At 49.5% G+C, this 19,848-nt stretch carries 15 protein-coding genes; 13 read left to right on the plus strand and 2 right to left on the minus strand.

Annotation, left to right across the window (positions count from 1 at the left end):
• Positions 1 to 66: 66 nt before the first annotated feature.
• From IDH41_RS10270 to IDH41_RS10295, 6 genes are all read left to right on the plus strand, one after another.
• Positions 67 to 939 carry an AraC family transcriptional regulator gene (locus tag IDH41_RS10270; RefSeq protein ID WP_190860703.1) on the plus strand — a complete coding sequence of 291 codons (873 nt, stop codon included), beginning with the start codon at positions 67 to 69 and terminating at the stop codon, positions 937 to 939.
• Positions 940 to 1,184: 245 nt separating this feature from the next.
• A complete protein-coding gene (locus IDH41_RS10275) occupies positions 1,185 to 2,150 on the plus strand; it encodes an ABC transporter permease (RefSeq protein WP_317890719.1) in 966 nt (321 codons plus the stop codon).
• A gap of 13 nt (positions 2,151 to 2,163) precedes the next feature.
• Positions 2,164 to 3,039 carry a carbohydrate ABC transporter permease gene (locus IDH41_RS10280; RefSeq protein WP_190860705.1) on the plus strand — a complete coding sequence of 292 codons (876 nt, stop codon included), beginning with the start codon at positions 2,164 to 2,166 and terminating at the stop codon, positions 3,037 to 3,039.
• Entirely contained in the window at positions 3,020 to 4,696 is a 1,677-nt protein-coding gene (locus IDH41_RS10285) for a type 2 periplasmic-binding domain-containing protein (protein ID WP_190860707.1), read from the plus strand. Before IDH41_RS10280 ends, IDH41_RS10285 begins: the two co-directional genes overlap by 20 nt.
• A gap of 43 nt (positions 4,697 to 4,739) precedes the next feature.
• A complete protein-coding gene (locus IDH41_RS10290) occupies positions 4,740 to 6,962 on the plus strand; it encodes a helix-turn-helix domain-containing protein (protein ID WP_190860709.1) in 2,223 nt (740 codons plus the stop codon).
• A gap of 38 nt (positions 6,963 to 7,000) precedes the next feature.
• Positions 7,001 to 11,347: a family 43 glycosylhydrolase gene (locus tag IDH41_RS10295; protein WP_190860711.1), complete on the plus strand. Its 4,347-nt coding sequence runs from the start codon at positions 7,001 to 7,003 to the stop codon at positions 11,345 to 11,347.
• Positions 11,348 to 11,421: 74 nt separating this feature from the next.
• Here the strand turns inward: IDH41_RS10295 and IDH41_RS10300 are convergent, their stop codons facing one another.
• Positions 11,422 to 12,006 carry a GNAT family N-acetyltransferase gene (locus IDH41_RS10300; protein WP_190860713.1) on the minus strand — a complete coding sequence of 195 codons (585 nt, stop codon included), beginning with the start codon at positions 12,004 to 12,006 and terminating at the stop codon, positions 11,422 to 11,424.
• A gap of 347 nt (positions 12,007 to 12,353) precedes the next feature.
• Here IDH41_RS10300 and IDH41_RS10305 point away from each other — a divergent pair, with 347 nt between their 5' ends.
• On the plus strand, positions 12,354 to 12,884 hold the full coding sequence (locus IDH41_RS10305; RefSeq protein WP_223829617.1) for a TetR/AcrR family transcriptional regulator: 531 nt from the start codon (positions 12,354 to 12,356) through the stop codon (positions 12,882 to 12,884).
• 180 nt (positions 12,885 to 13,064) lie between these two features.
• Here IDH41_RS10305 and IDH41_RS10310 read toward each other — a convergent pair whose 3' ends face one another.
• Complete coding sequence (locus IDH41_RS10310; RefSeq protein WP_190860714.1) at positions 13,065 to 13,631, minus strand: hypothetical protein; 567 nt, start codon at positions 13,629 to 13,631, stop codon at positions 13,065 to 13,067.
• 16 nt (positions 13,632 to 13,647) lie between these two features.
• On the opposite strand from IDH41_RS10310, the gene IDH41_RS31265 reads away from it, so the two are divergent.
• From IDH41_RS31265 to IDH41_RS10340, 6 genes are all read left to right on the plus strand, one after another.
• Positions 13,648 to 13,851 (plus strand): helix-turn-helix domain-containing protein, encoded by a 204-nt coding sequence (locus tag IDH41_RS31265; protein ID WP_223829636.1) that lies wholly within the window; start codon positions 13,648 to 13,650, stop codon positions 13,849 to 13,851.
• 89 nt (positions 13,852 to 13,940) lie between these two features.
• Positions 13,941 to 14,447: an ankyrin repeat domain-containing protein gene (locus IDH41_RS10320; RefSeq protein WP_190860716.1), complete on the plus strand. Its 507-nt coding sequence runs from the start codon at positions 13,941 to 13,943 to the stop codon at positions 14,445 to 14,447.
• A 43-nt stretch (positions 14,448 to 14,490) separates the two neighbouring features.
• The gene (locus IDH41_RS10325; RefSeq protein ID WP_263364568.1) at positions 14,491 to 14,844 is read left to right on the plus strand and encodes a type I restriction-modification enzyme R subunit C-terminal domain-containing protein; all 354 of its coding nucleotides are present in this window, start codon (positions 14,491 to 14,493) and stop codon (positions 14,842 to 14,844) included.
• A gap of 192 nt (positions 14,845 to 15,036) precedes the next feature.
• Positions 15,037 to 16,626, plus strand: a complete 1,590-nt coding sequence (locus IDH41_RS10330; protein ID WP_190860718.1) for a response regulator transcription factor — start codon at positions 15,037 to 15,039, stop codon at positions 16,624 to 16,626.
• A complete protein-coding gene (locus IDH41_RS10335) occupies positions 16,623 to 18,383 on the plus strand; it encodes a sensor histidine kinase (protein ID WP_190860720.1) in 1,761 nt (586 codons plus the stop codon). The genes IDH41_RS10330 and IDH41_RS10335 overlap by 4 nt, the downstream gene beginning before the upstream one ends.
• A gap of 85 nt (positions 18,384 to 18,468) precedes the next feature.
• Positions 18,469 to 19,848, plus strand: coding sequence for an ABC transporter substrate-binding protein (locus tag IDH41_RS10340; protein WP_190860722.1), 1,380 nt, complete (start codon positions 18,469 to 18,471; stop codon positions 19,846 to 19,848).

A 19,848-nucleotide genomic window follows, 5' to 3' on the forward strand; every position in this document is an offset into this window, starting at 1 on the left:
GTATTTGCATATGGCATTCTTTGTTTGTCATTTGCCGGAATCATTTTTTTAGAGCGGGGGATCGTCATGAGTCTATGGCCGCCATTGGACAACCGGTTCCAGCCTGTCGTTCATTACGCGAACCGGCTCGCTTGCCGGCCGGGAGAACGATTCGGTCCGCGCTTGATCAGCGATTGCCAATTTTTGTTCGTCAGCGCCGGAACGGGAAAGATTCAAGTGTGCGGGCAAACCTACAAGGCCTCGCCCGGATGCTTGTTTTACTATGGCCCGCGTCAGCCGCATTTAATAGAAGCTAGCGAAGTCAATCCTTTCGTGCTCTATGGACTGCATTTTACGCCGCAAGGCGTTCTGGAAGAGCATCCGCCGCCGGAACCTCCGCCGATTGTTCCCTACCGGCCTGGAATGGAGATGGAAAACGAAGCTTGCGACAGCGGGCAACCGTTCCCTTTTATTCAACAAACCGGGATGTGGCCCTTGGTTTTCTTTGAAGCGGCGGTCAAAGAATATCGAAACCGGGCGCCGATGGCTCCGCTGATGCTCCGGGGGCTGTTCATGCAATTTATCGTGAAATTGTCCGCATGGGTACGGGAGCGGCAATTGCCCGCTTCGGCGTTGGAGAGGCATATCGCGGCAATAAAAGATTTGCTGGACCGGAAAGCGGGGGAGCCGTACCATTCGAATTGGATACAATTGTCGACCCCTTATTCGCATGATTATATGGCGCGGTTATTCCGGGATCGTTTCGGAGTTTCCCCGCACATGTATCATACGGAACGAAGAATCGGCATGGCCCGCAAACTGTTGGAAGGAACCGGGATGACCGTTACGGAAATATCGGAGCGGCTTCAATTTCAGAGCGTCCATTATTTCAGCAAATGGTTCAAACGGTCGACAGGAGAGCAGCCGACGCAGTACCGCATGCGCATGCGGATGATCTAATCGGTTAGGTAATAGGTTAGTCGTATGACGGATATCGCTTAACTATTTAGCAAACGAAAAAGATTTGCCTCAGAGACCATGCTCTGAGGTTTTTTTGCGTAGAAGGGAGCCGCGCGTATAGACAATCCGCTCGCACGCCGTCCGGCGCTTCGCCGCTTATGAAATATTTTATACCTTGGCCGTTAATGTTGCATATCGCATCAATTGTATATTGAGCTAGGATCGTATGTTGGGGTAAGAATGAAGTGTTCGAAGATAAAATTCATTTTGGAAGGGAGGAGAAAGATTACCGCATGCATGCTTTGGGAGCATCAAGATCATGGGCGAGATTCAAACGCAATATTCCTTTGTTAGTCATGTTCGTTCCGGTTGTGGCTTTTTATTTGATTTTTAAATACGCTCCAATGTTCGGATATGTTATTGCTTTTAAGGAGTACACGTTCGCCAAAGGGGTATTCGGAAGTCCGTGGGTAGGCTTGAAATGGCTTGAAATTATCGTTAACGACCCGTTTACCCTGAAGATTGTCTGGAACACTCTTTTTCTAAGTTTGCTAAATATCGTCGTCGGATTTCCTTTCCCGATCCTGATTGCATTAATGCTGAATGAAGTGAGGAGCATGCTGTTTAAGAAATCGGTGCAGACGCTTGTGTATTTGCCTCACTTCTTTTCTTGGGTGATCATCGGAGGAATCTTCATCACCTTGTTTTCTCAAGAATCGGGAATCGTGAACAAAATCATCACTTTGTTTCGAGACGAACCGCTGCCATTCTTATACCAGGCCAATACGTGGATCTCCATCTATGTAGGCTCGGGGATATGGAAGGAAGCCGGTTTCAGTGCCATTATTTATCTCGCTGCCTTAACATCGATCGATCCTACGTTGTACGAAGCGGCAAGCGTAGACGGCGCCGGCAAGTTCAGAAAGATCTGGCATATCACGCTGCCGGGGATCCGGCCCACCATCTTCTTGCTGTTAATCCTGTCCATGGGCAATATCATGGAAGTCGGCTTCGATCATGTTTACGTCTTGCAAAATGATGTGGTTTACAGCTCTTCGGAGGTTCTTAGCACTTATATTTACAAGATCGGATTGCTCGGAGCGCAATTCAGCAGAAGTACGGCGCTTGGATTGTTTGAATCTCTGGTTGGTTTTATCCTGGTTGTGACAGCCAACCGAGTCGCCCGGCGTTTCAATCAAAACTTATGGTAAGGAGGCTGATCGGTTGAAACCGACCAAGGGCGAACAACTATTTTATCTCGTAAACGAAGGTATATTGCTTCTGGCCGCTCTAAGCTGTTTATTTCCTCTTCTGCATGTTATCGCGCTTGCGTTTAGCGATTTCGATGCGGTGATGTCCGGATTTGTTACCCTCTGGCCGAAGGGGTGGTCGACGGAAGCCTTTCAATTGCTGCTGGAAGGCGGCCGGGTTCCAAGGGCACTGCTCAATAACGTGATCATTACCTTAGTAGGTCTCGTGCTAAGCTTGGTGTTTACCACTGCGGCGGCGTATCCGTTGGCCAGGAAAAGATTTTATGCACGCCGTTTCTTTACTTTGGCGTTTGTATTTACCATGTTGTTCAACGGCGGGCTCATTCCTACTTACCTGGTTGTCAATTCGCTCGACTTGCTGAACACCTACTGGGCTTTATGGTTGCCTGGCCTGGTAAGCACATTTAATATGTTGATTATCAGAACGTTCTTCCTAAGCTTGCCGGAAGAATTATTCGATTCAGCCGAAATCGACGGATGCGGCGAGCTTCGAACTTTGTTTCATATCGTGTTGCCGCTTTCCGTGCCGGTATTTGCGACGATTGCGCTGTTCTACGGTGTCGGCTATTGGAATAATTTTTTCTCCGTGCTCATTTACATCAACCAAGCGGATATGCAAAATCTGACTCTTCTTGTGCAACAGATGATCCAAAGCCAATCCATATTGGAAGGGCTGAATAACGCGCCCGATGCGGGGCAAATTCCAATGACGCCGGAATCGATCCGGGCAGCCGGCATCCTTGTATTAGTGACTCCGATGTTGATCGTTTATCCCTTCTTGCAAAAGTATTTCGTAAAAGGTGTCATGATTGGCTCCATTAAAGGATAATAAATCTCAGAAAGATGGCGAGGGGAAGGTCTCTATGTTGAAGTTCAAACCGACAGCAACCATAACGGTCATTTTATTAGCGATGCTGTTTATTGTCGCCTGCTCCGACAATGGGAATACCGGCGGGCAGGAACAGCCAAGTCATTCGGGCGAGAACTCCGCGAAACGCGGATCGATCACGGTATCGATGTATGACCGGGGGAATGTGCCGGCCGAAGCCGGTACGGCCGAGAAAAACAGTTGGACGGATTGGGTTGTGGAGAACGGGCCGACAGACGTGAAATTTATTACGGTACCCCGGTGGGAAAGTACCGATAAATTCAACGTATTGCTGGCATCGGGAGATGCTCCCGATTTGATTCAAGAATATGCAACCGCTTTCCGCGATTCTTTGTACAGAACCGGCCAAGTTATTCCGATTGACGAGCTTATTGAAAAGCATTCTACCACTTATAAGAAGCTGCTCGAGACCTATCCGGTGCTGCGGAAAGCAGGGACGAAGCCTGACGGGAAATTATACGAGATCGGGAAATTGTCTCCGATGCTGCCGGACGAAGTGATGTTCGTCCGTAAAGATTGGTTGGACAAGTTGAATCTGAAGGCTCCGACGACGGATCAAGAGCTGCTCGACGTGATGAGGGCATTCGCCTCCGAGGATCCCGACGGAAACGGCAAGGCTGATACTTACGGGATTGCCGATGCCCAGGGACGAGGGCTTTATGTGATGTTTCAGGATGTGGAATGGATCGTTCAAGACGGCCAGTTAGTGAAAGATTGGGAACGCAAGCAAGCCGCTTTGGATTATCATAAGAAAATATATGAAGAAGGCTTGATCGACAAGGATTACTTGACGGATAAGAACCGCGAGCAGCAACGGCAATTCTTCCTTCAAGGACGGGCAGGCGTATATACCGGCAGAATCGCCAGTATGGCCGACTTCAATCTTTATGAAACCTTCAGGAAAAACAATCCCGATGCCGAGCTGATCGTCGTCCCTTGGCCGGAAACGAAATACGGCCGTTTCATATCGTATTTCCAAAATCCGGTGCAAATGACGGCCGTCATCAACTCAACCGCAAAAGATCCGGCATCCGTGATCAAGTATGTTGATTTTATGTCGCAGGAAACAACGGGCGAAACGCTATTGTATGGTTTCGAAGGAACGCATTGGGAACAAAGCGCGACCGGCTGCCCCAAAATTTTAGATGATGAACGATACAAGAATGAAGTGTCTTGGACGGCCGACTTCCAAATGCTGTTTTCGAAAACGCTGCTTGGCGATTGCGCTACGCTTGAAGGACAATTGAATCCGGAGGTGCCGATTCAGAAAGAATTCCTGGACTTGTACCATCAGGCAGAGGAGACTTTCAACGGGAAAGATATTCCGTGGTTGACCCATCCGGAGCATATGCCGACTCTTCCCGACGATCTGCAGATCATATCCAGCACGATTACGCCAACAATGGAAGAGATCAGCACGAAAGCGATTATTACGAAATCCTATAGCGCGGAACAAGCCATGCAGGATATGAAAAAAGTTTGGGATAGCGCTGGAGGAAAGAAATTGGAAGAGTGGTATGCGAATTGGTACGCTGAAAACAGCGGTAATGCCATATTAGCCAAGGATTTGATAGAATTTAACGATTCCTTAAAGTAACGGTGCAGGCAAGGAGCGCTTTCGCACATATAGGAGGGGGAATATGGGAAAACCGAAGTTTACTCGTCGCTTGGCATTCGTAATACTACCTTCTTTTTATATTGTGGTGGTGCTCCTTAGTTCTATTTTCATCATCATGCTTATCGATACCCATCGTAATTATTCAAATCAAGCGAATTATAAATTCGCACAGACGAGCGCGCAAACGATGGATAGCTGGCTTAAGCTAATCGAGCAACAAGTCATTATGGAATTGGATCGAGACGAGAAATTCCGGAAGTTCCTGTACGAAACGGAAAGCGGGACGGAAGCTTTTCAATTCCTCAAAACGCAGCTATCCCAAACGTTCAATAAGGTCGTTCAGTTCAATCCCCTGATCGATTCGATTTATGTGTACCGCGAGATCGATCAGACGGTGCTAAGTTCAAGGAGCTTCCGACAGCTCGGGGAATTTGGCGACAAAGAGTTTGTTTCCAGATTAGCTGCCAAGGCATTGCCCGAGCTATGGTCTTCCGTACGGACTTATAACGAGTATTATCCTCTGGTTGAATACAAAGTGGAGGGTCAGAATGTCAGGGTCATTTCTTACGTTCGTAAAGTCCCGCTGTTTATGAGCAAGAATGGCCTGTTAGTGATTAATATTAATGTGAACAGACTTGAAGCTCTATTGCGTGAAAATGCGGGCGATTCTGTCGGATATGTCCGCATGGTGGACTCGGAAGGCCATATCATTGCGGCGACAACGAATATTCCCGGCGAGGCGAAGGTCGTCTCGGAAGTCAATTCCTCCGTTTCCGGGTATTTCTACGAATCCGGATGGACGAGCAAGGATATCTCTGAAGAGATGTACTCCTTCCTGAATTTCTGGATGGCTGTCGGCATTGCCTGCGTGCTTGCGATCACGATAGGAATGCTGTGGTTATTGCGGCGGTTCGCCCATCCGATCGACTCGTTAATTAATCGGCTTACAAGCAAAAGACAATTCAATGGTCTCGATTTCGAATATTTGGATAATTTGATGGATGAACTCATCCATCAGGCAAGCGAATATCATTTCGCTTCCAACCAGTATCAAGATATTACGCGTAAGCAATGGCTTCGTGAAATATTGACCGGGGAACGTATGATTTCCACGGAGGATTGGAACGCGCGCGTACATGAAGAAGGAGTAACGCAAGAATGGACGACCTCGCAAGTGATGGTGTTTGAGATCGATCGTTACAAGGAATTCCAGGAGCAATACTCGCCTAACGATCAATCGCTGTTCAAGTTTGCGATAGAACAAGTAGTCAAGGAGACGATTAGCGAGGACAACATTCGAATATGGATGTCATGGTTATCGTCGGAACAACTTACGGTAATGGCGCAAGGCGAGATGCTCGAACAAGCCCAGCGCATCAAGCATTGGGTGAGGCTGCATCTGCCCTTTACCGTGTCCATTGGAATCAGCGGCTTGGTGAACGAACCGAGCCAAATCGCCGAATCTCGAGAGGAAGCGTTGGAATTGTTGTCTTATAAGGCAACGCAAGGAATCGATCGTATTTTCACCGCGGTCCCTGATTCCGGAGGCTCGCAATTAGAGCTCCTGAATGTCATCGAGTCGACTTCGCAGGCGGCTTATTCCCTTCGTATGGGGACAGCTGGTTGGCGGGAGCAGATGACTCAAGTATTCGATACGATCGAGTTGTCCATTACGTCAAGGAGCAAATTGCTTACCTTGTTTCAATATATGAATTTTTGCTTGTCCAAAGTCATCAAGGAAGGGCCGGAGAGTTACCGGGACACATTCGATAAGAGGATAGAACCTCATCTGATCAACCTGCTGGACCGATTCGAAACCGTACAAGAATATAGGGATGGCTGGCTGAAGGCGGTAAGCGCATTGGCTGACGAGCTGGAGCGGCTTCGATCGGGCAATCAGAAATATGAGGTGTTCAAGCAGATCGAGCAATACATGAAGGCATGCTTCCATGACCCTGATCTTTCATTAGCGAAGATTGCGGAACACTTCTGCATGAGCAACAGCCACATGAGCCGATTAATCAAAGAAGCGACCGGCATCAATTGGACGGATTATGTAACGGAGCTGCGTGTCCGGCATGCCAAATTACTGCTGTCCACGACCAACAAGTCGGTTCAGGAAATCGGGGCAGAATGCGGATATCTTCACCATGTGTCTTTCGGGCGCGTGTTTAAAAAACAGGTAGGTTTTGCTCCGGGAGATTACCGGAAGCAAGCGGTTCTCAAGAAAGAGACGGCTGTGTGAATGCCGAAGAGGCGATACGATTCCCGGGAGGATTGCAAATGGTCAAAAAAAGGTTCAGACATCTGCTGCTTTGTCTCGCAGTGCTGCTGATGCTGCCGCTATGGAATGGAGCAGCTGCGGCTGCGGAATCCACGCCGGATGCGGCAGCTTCGAGGTCGGCGTCGACAACGGGGGGAGCGGAGGTGTCCAATTTCTATAATGTTATCATGCAGGTAGGAGCCGACCCTTGGGTTTACAAGCACACGGACGGCTATTATTACAACGTCTATGTCAACGCCAGCGGCATTATGATCCGCAGAGCGAAGACCATCACCGGCATTGATTCGGGCGAGAGGAGCCTGGCCTGGACGCCGGTCAAGGATACCATGTACAGCTCCAATGTGTGGGCCCCGGAGATGCATTATCTCGAAGATACCGACGGTACGCACAAATGGTATATTTACTTCGCGGCTGACAACGGGACCAACGCGAACCACCGCATGTACGTGCTGGAGAACGCCAGCGCGGATCCGATGACCGGTACGTGGGCGTTCAAAGGGAAAATAACCGATTCCACGGATCGCTGGGCGATCGACGGCACGGTGCTGACCGTAAATGACAAGCCATACTTCATCTGGTCCGGTTGGGAGGAGACGGACGGCAGCTTCCAAAACTTATATATTGCGGAGATGAGCGATCCGCGGACCATTAGCTCGGAGAGGGTATTGATCTCGACGCCCGAGCATGATTGGGAAACGTCTCCGGCGAGGATTAATGAGGGTCCCCAGGTCAATATACGGGGCAATACGATCAACCTGGTCTATTCCGCGAACGGAAGCTGGACAGACAGTTACTGCCTTGGATTGATTACCGCCAACATTGGCGACGATTTGACGGACCCCGATTCCTGGGTGAAGCGGGATGAGCCGATCTTCTCCAGCGCGAACGGCGTATACGGTCCGGGCCACCACAGTCTTACGACCTCCCCCGACGGAAGCGAGGACTGGATGATCTACCATTCCGCCCGCTGGTCGGGATCGGGATGGACCCGCAATGTCCGCGCGCAGCAATTCACCTGGAACGCGGACGGAACGCCGAACCTGGGAGAGCCCGCCGATCCGAACACGCCGATTGCTTTGCCTTCCGGGGAGCCGGCACGGCAGCGCTATGAGGCGGAGACAGCCTTGCTGGTGAAAGATCCCAGCGGCGAAATCGGCCCCAGTGTATGGCGAGATCGTACCGCTTCCGGCGGGATGAAGATCGCCAATATGAAGAATGCCAATGATTCCGTCCAGTTTACGGTCAACGTGCCAGAAGCGGGATTCTATATGCTGTCCGTGCGCAATGCCAACGGCTCTTCGAGCGGGACGGATGCCTCCCATATGATGTCGGTCAACGGCGGTCCCGGTGCGAGATTAAGCATCGTCTACTCCGGCTGGGATCGATGGGGGGCCTCCACGGCGAAGGTGTATTTGAAGGAAGGCGACAACAAGATCCGCTTCTCGGTGGGTGCCAATATGGCCGTCATTGACAGTATGGATGTATTCAAGCTTGAGGTTGCATCGGAGCTTCTGTTCGATTCCCCGGGGTACACGCTGGGGCTCGGGGAAAGCCGCAGCTTGCCCGTGTATACGCTTACAGGCACTGCATCGTCTCCGGTAGACAACGGAGTTTCCTTCCAGTCCTCCAAACCGGAAGTCGCTGCCATCGAAGGGATGGCGATTAAAGGGCTCGCGGCGGGCAGCGCCACGATCACCGCGACCTATAACGGGCAATCGGCCACGGCCGCGGTAACCGTTTCACCTGAGCCTAAGTCCGTGCAGTCCGTTGCCATCAGCGGATTGAACAACGTCCTGACCAGCGGATCGACAGGGCAGCTGCAGGTAACGGCACGTTATAACACCTATGAGGAACAGGATGTGACGGCCAGCGCCGCGTACGTTAGCAGCAACCCCGCCGCGGCTAAGGTTACGGTCACCGGTCAGGTATATGACACAGCGCCGGGGGATACGGTGATTACATCCACATACGGCGGCAAGGAAGCGGAGTTCAACCTGACGGTTACTCCCGATCCGTCTCAAGTTCCTCAGGTTGTTTCTCAAGTGAAGACCCCTTCAGGAGTGACACCGAGGCTGCCCGGCGTTGTTGACGTCGTCTACAATGGGGAGGAAGGCAATGCCGAAGTCAGTTGGAAGCTTGAGGGCATTCACTTCAACTCGCTTGACACGGTTCAGGTGCCTGTCGTATTGACGCTGAACGATGAGGAAATTTCTGCTGTCGTTGCCGTAGAAGTCGTCCCTGGATGGGGGCTTGACGATCTTGTGAAGCAGGTTCGGTACCGAATAGACAGCTTCTCATACCCTCTAGGCGAAGGCTTGGGCAATTATAGCCAAGCTGCATATGATGCCCTGCTGGCTCAGCTGAACCATGCGGAGGAACGATCCGCGGACGGCAGTCTGACGGAAGAGCAGTTTAACCAGGAACGGAGTTCCCTTGCCGGGGCGGAAGCGGATCTGTTAGGTTCGCTGATCAGTACACAGGATGGCGTGTTCTATAACGCCTACCGGGATTTCTCCGGCGATGAGACGGGCAAGTATCCTTTCGGGATTACGGTCGAGAATTTGACCAACGGCGCTGCCGCTGCCGTGCAGGAAGAAGACGGGAATAAATTCCTTCGGCTGACGACAACCGCAACGGCGGGCAAAGCAAACCTGTTTCTGCCCTTTCTTGGCGAGGTAACGGCAACGGGAGATAAGCGCATTATCATCGAATATCGCGCCCGATTAAACAGCAGCTTCCAATACGCCAATGGCGCCATGGTGAGAAACGACAGCGGCGCGAATAATTTTTCCATGGTCACCGCATTCGATATGGGAAAAATTGTCGTGCAGAATGGACCTTCCAACAAGGTCAAAGTCCAGGACTTCCAATACCATACATGGTACAAATTCAGAATGGAGGCCAACTGGGACGCCAAGACGTATACCGTCTATCTAAACGACGATCCTGTTCCGGTGGCCGCCGACTTCACCTTCCGCCATACAGGCGGCAATAAGCTGACCGGTCAGCGGTTCGGCATCGATGGTTACGCCAATGCCTCGATCGATTACGACGATTTCAAAGTCATGGTGATCGGAGGAGAGAAGGCTGCGCCTGAAGGCGTTGGGAAAACCGACGAAACAGCGGCAGGAGCCAATGATGGACGCATCACCGGCGTGAACGCCTCCATGGAATGGTCCTCCGACAACGGGAGCACATGGTCCAGTGTAGAGGGGGATACCATCGCGAATCTGTCGCCCGGGACGTATTGGGTTCGATATAAGGAGACGGATACCCATCAAGCAAGTCCCCATGTGGAGTTGACCCTGGCAGCCTACAATCAGCCCGGCGGCGGTACGGGCGGCGGCTCTGGCGGTTCGTCCGACCCAACCGTGCCTGCTACGACAATCAAGAATGAAGACGGCAGTACGACCACTATCGTCACCGACCAGACGACCGGAACGGTGACCGAGACTACCACCTGGCCGAACGGCGACCGTAAAGTCGTGACGAAAGAACGCGATGGCGTCGTAACGGAACTCGTCACCGGACAGGATGGAAGCAAGCGCGAGGTCGTGACCAAGCCCGACGGAAGCAGCCGCTCTGTCGTCACCGATGCGTTGGGGGTCAAGGTAGAGACCGTCACGACAGCGCTTGGGGAAGTAACGGCCGACGTCCATCTGCCCGAAGGCGTAGCGCAAGCGCGGATTACGATTCCGGTTAAGAAGGCCACCGCCTCGACTGTAGCCTATACGGCCCTGGAAGACGGCTCCAGAACAATCATAGGAGATTCGGTTCTGACGGAAGACGGATTGAGCTTCTTCGCCAAGGGCGATATGACGGTGAGGCTGATAGACAATGAGGTCAGCTTCAATGATGTGCCAGACGACTATTGGGCCGCCGAGGCGATAGCCTTTGCCGCCAGCCGCGAACTGTTCCTAGGAACGGAGCAAGGCGTGTTTGCCCCCGATGCATCCATGAGCCGCGCGATGCTCTTCACCGTGTTGGCCCGGCTGGACGGCGCCGAGACCGAAGGCGGCGCCTCTTGGTACAGCAAGTCGCAGGATTGGGCTGCGGATGCGGGGATCAGCGACGGCAGCGCTCCGGAGGCTGCCATTACCCGGGAGCAGCTGATCACTCTTCTGCACCGGTACGCCGGTCAAGCCGCTGCGAACGGCAACGGCAACAGCAAGAGCTTTGCGGACAGCGGAGAGATTTCCGCTTGGGCAAGGGAAGCGATGGGCTGGGCCGTGGAGACGGGAATTCTGAACGGCAAGCCGGGGAACCTTCTGGCGCCTGCCGGCGCTGCGTCCCGGGCCGAAGTGTCCGCCATGCTTGCGCGCTTTATCGCTTGGCGCAACAACTGAGCCATTGATTGGAAGGGAGTAAAAAAACAACGAAACGCACCGCGCCGCCAGAGGACGGCGCAGTGCGTTTCGCCTTAATATTCAACACCGCGAACCTTAGAAAATATCATGGTATTCCTCAGTGAACCATCCACATCGCACTTATCGTTGCGAAGAATACCTTCTAATGTGAATCCCGCGCGTTCCGCTACCTTTGCGCTTCGTGAATTGCGTGAATCACATCGAATCTCGATACGATTCGCTTGCAGCTCTTGTATGGCAAAGTTCGTAATTCCGTTTACTGCTTCGGTCACGTATCCTTGTTTTTCAAAAGCGGTACGCACCCAATATCCAATTTCAAACTTACGTGCCTGCCAATCTATTCGATGAAGTCCGCTGCTACCGACTAACTGACCTGTTTCTTTATGCACCAAAAGGAGTCTCAGGTCATTACGTTCTATGAATTGTAATCTAGAATGCCGTATTCCTGCTTCGGATTCTTCAATAGTCGGAATGGTTTGCGCCCATGGCATCCACGGTCGTAATTCTTCAATACTTTCTCTAACGGCCTCGTTAATAGCCGCTCCATCTCCCCACAATGGCGCACGTATCAATAAGCGTTCGCTTTCGAAACGTTCAGGTATTTCTAACAATATGGGGTCAGTATTCGTAGTGCCCATAGGCTCAGCTCCAAAAAAATATTTCCAACAAACATAACACATGGATTATTCTTTGTTCAAGAGGAAATTAAATCGAAATTTTGGTCGGATCAAATCCACTTGGGAATATTTCTTCAAAGCGGTCCTTTGTTTCATACAGGTTATACCAAACTTCAGCGATGACATCCGGATCTCCGACTGTTCCGGGTTGTATCATGGTCCCGATTGAGAGAAATTCCGACATTCCCGATAAACGGAATGGGAAACATAGCAGATAACCCTGTTGTAAAAAGGATCGCACCAGAACCATTTTTCACCATATCGGGAACTACTTCATTGACCGAAAGAATGGCAGGCAGCAGATAGCGTTGATTAACGCCTTTGTTAATTTAGTGAATGAAAAGGATTTTGAAAAAATTACGATTGCTGATTTAACGAAAGGGGCCAAAGTGAATCGTGCCACTTTCTACGCGCACTTTAATGACAAGTACGAATTATTGGATTATATTTTGGGGGACTCTGCATCGGCTGCAATCGAAAATCGAACCGAAGGCGAAGTGAAATTTGATCAAGACCGTATATTCCAGCTCGTGCTTGCGTTATGCGATTTTTACCGACAACCGAACATTCAATGTCGCAGCAGCTATGTAGGCTTAGTTGTTCCGCAGATGAAGGATAAAATATTGAATGAATTAAAAGCTTTTTTGTCACAAAGTCTCGAACATAGCTATACAAAAGACGAGAAGAATATTTTTGTGCCTATATTTGCGCAAGCTATCCATGAAGGCGCATTACAGTGGGCAGTTGGAAATACGGATATGACCAAAGAAGAAGTCGCCAGAAGGGTTTCGTTATTCGTCATTGGCGGATTTCAATCTTCTGACCGCACGTCAAGCTAAAGAGACGATCGGAAATCAGCCCAAATGAACAAAGATTCCGGGGGAAATCCCGCGTGACATCATATAAATGGCAAGGTGAAACCCATGGATAAATTCAAAGACCTAGATAAACTTATTAAGCTCACTGAACAAAATTATTTTTCTTCAGTAGCATTCCTCTCCTATTAATAGATAAGGAGACTATGTATTAAACTTTGTATTTATATTTCCTTTCATTTGATTCAATAGATCTATTAACTTTTGAGGGGTTGAAAAGTTGTGATCTTGCATCAGCATGTAATAGTATTCTGCAGCATTAATTAGAGAAATAATAAAGTTCTTTTCTTCTAAAACGAATCTCTTAACGATCATGTTGTCTTTTACTCCATCAAATCTTAAAGTAAACTCAATATTATGATCACCTACATTTTTAAAGGAAATATCATAGGGGTCAATTCCATACATTGTATGACCATAATCAAAGTTACTTTGAACATAATTCGATAAACATGTAAGGTAACTTCTCCAGAGGTCATACCCCCAATTTTCATAGCCTAGCAAGGTTTCATCTTTCATATTAATAATAATAGCCATATTAAAGTCATTACTATCTTTATGAAGATCACTTGAATACACCGTAGATAATGACTCTATATCATCCTCAATACTTGTAAAACATTCACTTAGTTTTTTTATATTTGACTGTTCTGTATAAAATCTGTTTAGTGTCTGCTGAGACAAAAGTAAGAATGTTTCAATTTTTATCATGGTACCTCCAGTTTTAATGGACTCTATTGAACAGACGACAACAACATCCAAAATCCAAAATCCAAACGCAATATTGTATAAGACGTCGACATTGCCACTTATAAATTGTAGCAAAAAAGATATTTGTTTAGAAGTTGGATTTCAAAGTCCTAGTTCGTTTAGTGGTTTATTCTCCAAACGTTTTTCGATGACCCCTTCGCAGTTCCGTCAAAAAAAGTGATTTTCAAGAAGCAAGTTTCAAACTGTAGTTATAATTTAAGTACAACCGTATTTACATAGCATAAAACAGTCGAAATGGAGGCTAAACGAATGGAGTTAACACAAATTATTGATGATGTATTTCAAGCGGCTCAGTCTGGCGAGGCTTCACGGATAAAAGACATTTTAGAATCTCACCCGCACCTTGCAAATACGGAAAATGGTGATGGGCTTATGCCTTTGGGGTATGCGTCACATTTTGGAAACAAAGATACAGTGCAGATATTGCTAAGTCATGGTGCAGATGTTGATGCGGTATCTCACTCCAAGCTTGCTTATATTCCCTCGAATACAGCATTGCATGCAGCAATTGCGGGGGAGCGTAATGTGGATGTCATTAGACTGCTTTTGACACATAATGCGCAGACGAATATTTTCGACAGCAATGGTCATACTAGTTTGCACACTGCTGCATTCCATGATGATAATATAGAAATTATACGCTTATTGATCGAACATGGAGCCGATGTAAACGCTAGAATTGAAGGTGGAGAAACTGCATTGTCTCTTGCAATCAAGCAAGGCAACAATAACGTAGGATGCGCTTGCGATTCATAAGCTTCGTAATAACATTCCGCTTACGGCTCTCGACTATGAGAGCTTGGAGCACATCTTTACAGGGGAGCTTGGGACGGCAGAGGATTACAAACGGGAATTTCAGGATACGCCGTTCGGCTTGCTGGTGCGTAAAGTGGCGAAGCTTGAATATGAAGCTGCGACCGCAGCATTCTCCGCGTTCATCAACGATGAATCGCTAAGTCAGATGCAAATCGTATTTGTTAAAAAAGTTATCGATTATATTGTGCAGAACGGCTATATCGAGAATGTAGCTGAGCTAACCAAGCCTCCATTTGATAAGCCTCAAAGTTTTATCAAGCTGTTCGACGGATCGAAGCAGAAACGTCTTGTAGAGACCGTAAATCAGATTAAAGAGAATGCGGTAAAGGTTTTGTGATAGATTGTAGTGCATATGCGGTTTGGAGCGGGACGCAGCTAACAGAACGTTGTTAAGCTGCGTCCTGTTTTTTGGGATGGCCAAAAGCCCGAGTAAGCCTTTACATGAATCTCCCGCTCTAATACGATAAAATGGCGAAAGCCGAAGCGAGAATCGGGAGACACATTGACATAATGCTAAGGGGAGAAGCAGATGAAACCGATCCGAGTCATGATCGTTGATGATGAAATATTGGCCATCGACCATTTAACGAACCTGATTGACTGGAATGAACTGGGGTTTGAAATAGCAGCACAAGCGCTTACGGCAAACGCTGCGCTGGAGCAGATGGAGACCGTTCAGCCTAAGCTCATTTTTATGGACATCCGCATGCCGGTATTGAACGGGCTTGAACTTAGCCGCCGCATTCTTTCCCGTTACGAGGGCGTCAAGATTGTGTTGTGCACCTCCTATAGAGATTTCGAGTACGCCAAAACGGCGCTGGAGATCGGAGTTGTCGGCTATTGGCTCAAGCATGAGACGAACAAAGCCAATCTGACGGAGCTGCTGATCAAGCTGAGAAGCAATCTTGGAAAAGGGGAACAGCAGGAGCGGTTCGTCTTTCGTCAGCATTTGAAGGAAGTAATGGCGGGCGACGAGCAGCCAGGCGAATCGTTGAAGAAGCTGGAGCGAAACGCAAAGGCATCGGGAAACCGGTTCCTGCTCCTCTACATGCAATCCGATACTCCGTTCCCCGTTCTCGATTACGACTGGCCTGCCGCAAGGCTGCCGCAGCCTGCCGAATGGGAGGAGATTTGCGGCAATGCCGAATGGCGGAGTCTGACTTGGATGGAGTGCATAGCAACGGGCAAGGATAAGCAGATTGCGTTCCTGTCCGCAGCAACTTGTACGAGCGAGAAGCAGTTCCATTCGGAGACGTATTCGCTCGCCTCTTTCCTGCAGAACGAAGCGGGAGCAAGGGGGTACTCCATTTCGATTATGATTTCTTCATCGTTCGTCCAAATGGATGTCCTGTCGAAACGATGCCGCGAGCTGGCGGAGAAATCCGCTTATTTGATGTTGTTCGGTAAACAGGCCATTCAATATGCGCATGATTTTATTGTGCCTGCTTTCCATCTGATTGAGCAGTGGCGGGCTAGAGCCAAAGAAATCGGTACTCTCCTTGAGGGGCACAATGAGGATCAGCTCACCGGCAAGCTCACCGAGTGCATACGTGCCGCGTTCGTGGAGCTTCGGCCGGAACGATTTCATCCCGAAGGGCTCAAGCTCATTTGCAGGACGTTTATTCGCGTTCTGGAACAGCTGAGAAGGATGAACGGGATGCCCTCTTACGAAGATTTGTTTATCCGGAAGGAAATAGAACCGAATTCCTGGTATTCCGTCAATGGAATCGAACTATGGTTTTTGGACGAAATCGACTGCATTCAAAGCTTCTCGAAAGCAAGTTCGCCGTATTCCAGAAAAGTCCAGCAAGCGATGAGCTACATTCACGAGCATTATATGGATGAATTGACGGTGGAGTTGATCGGGGAATCGTTGTCGGTCAGCGGCGATTATTTGCGGCATTTGTTCAAAGCCGAGGTCGGACGAACCGTGACGGATTACTTGACGGGGGTCCGGATCGACAAGGCGAAAGAAATGCTTAAGACCGGCACATACAAAACCTATGAAATCTCAGAGAGGGTCGGATACCGGACGGGTCAATATTTCAGTCAAGTGTTCAAAAAATGGACAGGCCTCACGCCGCAAGAATATGCAGAAAGATCGGGTCAAGGCAAATGAGACGAAGGATCAAAACAAAAATTATTTTTAGCGCGGCCGCGATCATTACGATTTCGTTGCTGGCGGTCGGGGCTGTTTCGATCGAATATTTCCGCGATATTATCAAGACGCAGGTGATGAGCGACGAAGCGATCAAGATCAAGCAGACCTCGGCGCAAATCCAGTACTTCCAGAACGATATCCGGCAGTTTGCCCAGTATATTCTGGTGGACAGCGACATTCAAATGCGCCTGAATGTGTTGTATTCGGATAACGTATATGAACGGTTAAGCAGCGAGGAGTGGCTGTCGACGAAGCTGAAAAGCTATTTGCTGCTGAAAGATTATATCGACAGCGTTGTCCTCGTCGGCAATGACGGCAAAGTTATTTCCTCGAACCCGATATACAACAGTTATTATTCCGACAGCCTGCAGGAAGACTGGCACCAGGAGTTATTGAATCGGAACGTATTTGACGGATTTTCGGACAAGCATGTATGGCAGTCGAATCTCAGGGAAATGGACGCCGTCAGCTATATGATCAAATACAATCCTGCGCTCAATCCGGACAGCAGGCTGCATCATCTGATCGTTCATATCAATCTGGACAATCTGTTAAAGGCCGTATCGATGAATACGTCCGAATACGACGCGATTTATTTGCTGAACGCCGGCAATTCGGTTTTGCATGCCGAAGAGAAACGAAACGTGGACGTATCGCTTGACAGCCTGCTGGCAAGAAGCGGCTCCATGCCCGCTTACTCCGAGGAGACGCGCGGACAGATCGCGAACGTCAATCAGGCGATGCTGGATCAATGGAAGCTGGTGACGTTCAAGTCGAAGCAAATTGTTTTCCAAAAAATCGACGATATTTCCTACTTTTTCGTAATTTCTACAATCGTCAGCATTCTCTTCATTCTACTGACGTTAACGCCGGTTATCGTCAATATTACGAGACCCATCCTAAGTCTGACACAGGCGATGAAGCAGGTGGCGATGGGGAAATTGGATTCGAAAGTATCGATTCGCAGCGGCGATGAGATCGAGCTGCTTGGCAACGGCTTTAACCGAATGCTGCAGGAGCTCCAAAATTATATTGAGCAGTCGATTCAAGACGAGAAGATCAAGCAGAAGCTGCAGATCGAATTGCTGCTCTCCCAAATCAACCCCCATTTTATTTACAACACGCTGAACACCGTTATTTATTTGGCGCAAAGGCAGGGCAACTATGACATCGTCAAGATGATGGAGTCGTTCATTCGGCTGCTTCAAGATACGATATCGACTGCGAAGGACGACTATTTCGCGACGGTGGAAGAGGAAATCGCGAATGTTCGCGATTATTTGCTTATTCAAAAATACCGGTATCCCGACAGATTCGTGACCGATTGGCAGGTTGACGAGGATACGCTGCGGGAACGAATTCCGCGCACGCTTCTTCAGCCTTTGGTCGAAAATGCGATTTTCCACGGCCTTATTCCGGTATGCGAACAAGGGACGATTACGATTTCGTTCAACCGCTCCGAGCGGCAGCTTTTCATCCGGGTGTCGGATAACGGCATAGGGATGGACGCTGCGTTGATTGAGAAATTCGAGAATGGAGATGCGATTGGGGAGCTTGAATCGGGCATGAGGCCGATCGGCCTTGCCAATGTGCGGGACCGTATTCGCGCTTATTACGGTCTCTCGTCCGAAATCCGGATCGAAAGCGGAGCGGGGAGGGGGACAACCATTGCGATTGTCATTCCTCTGCACGACTCCGAATTTTATACAGAATAGCCGGATTGTCGTATTTTGAAAACGGATTCGCACTGATAGATTTATAGGTGCGGCTCACTCTGATTTGATCACGGGAGGACGCTTCATGATGATGTTGAGGTCTAGAGCCGCTTGCTCCATTCTCGTTGCGTTGTCGATGCTGGCGGCCGTACTTGCGGCTTGCCGCGGCAATGATGAGGCAGAACGGGCGGAGAACCAATTGGAACAGCCGCCGTCCGCAATCGCCAATAATGGCGTACACGAGAGCGGGGCAAGCGAAGGGAAGAAGCCGGAAGATTACAGCGGCACGATTACATTATGGGGATGGGATCACAACTACTACGAAACAACGTTCGCGGCATTCCAAAAAAAGTATCCGCATATCAAGCTGGAAGTGACGAATGTGGCGGCAAGGGATTACTTGCAGAAATTGCAGACGACGCTCGTCTCCGGCGGCGAGCTTCCCGATCTTCTTGTCGGAGAAATGGACTGGCGGGGCAGAGCCTTTCAGCTGGACATATGGGAAAACCTTGAAGCGGCTCCCTACCATTTTGACCGCAATCTGATTTTCGGCTATTTGCCGGCTCTGAACAGCAAGCCGAACGGTGAAATCGTGACGATTGAGCAGTCTGTGTCTCCCGCTGCGCTTGCTTACCGGCGAGACCTTGCCAAGGAATATTTCGGTACGGACGATCCAGAGGAGCTGGAAGCGATGTTTCCAACCTGGGACGCCATAATCGAGAAAGGGAAGGAAGTACGGCAGAAGAGCGGCGGCAAAGTGTTCATGTTTGCCAGCACGGGCGAATTGTACAATCTGTTCGTAGGTCAAAATCACAGCGCATTACTGCAAAACGGCGAGCTCGACGTAACCGGGCGGGTGAAGGATGCGCTCATGTCGATCATTCGAATGAGGGACGCCGGGATCGTGGATAGACTGCAGCTTTGGTCCCCGCAATGGAATGCCAGTATCGCGCGCGGCCATCATATCTTTTACGCGGCTGCCAACTGGAGCCCGCAATCCAACATCAAACCCAACGATCCGGCAGGCTCCGGCAGATGGGGACTGATGATGCCGCCCGGTGGACCGTTCTCCTGGGGCGGGACGGCGTTCGGCATCAACAAGGACAGCAAAAACAAACAATTGGCTTGGGCATTTATCGAATGGCTGCTGCTGACCAAGGAAGGCGCCGAGATCAGCAAAACGTTCAACTACATTATTCCGCTCAAATCGGTGTATGAGGACGCCGGGTTCGTATCTGCCGTCGATCCGTACTTTGGCGGTCAGGATGTCGGAAGGTTCTGGATGGAGAGAGCGGTTCCGAATTTGAAGCTGCCTACTATTTCCGAATATGACTCGCTGCTTACGGCTTCCGCCAAAGTGGCGCTGAACGTTCTGAACGCCGATCCCGAAGCGACGCTGGAGGATGTGCTTCCGAAGATATTGGGGGAAGTGCAAGCGAAAATGCCTGATTTGAAAGTCAACTAG

This window comes from Paenibacillus arenilitoris (assembly GCF_014705655.1).
GTDB lineage: Bacteria > Bacillota > Bacilli > Paenibacillales > Paenibacillaceae > Pristimantibacillus > Pristimantibacillus arenilitoris.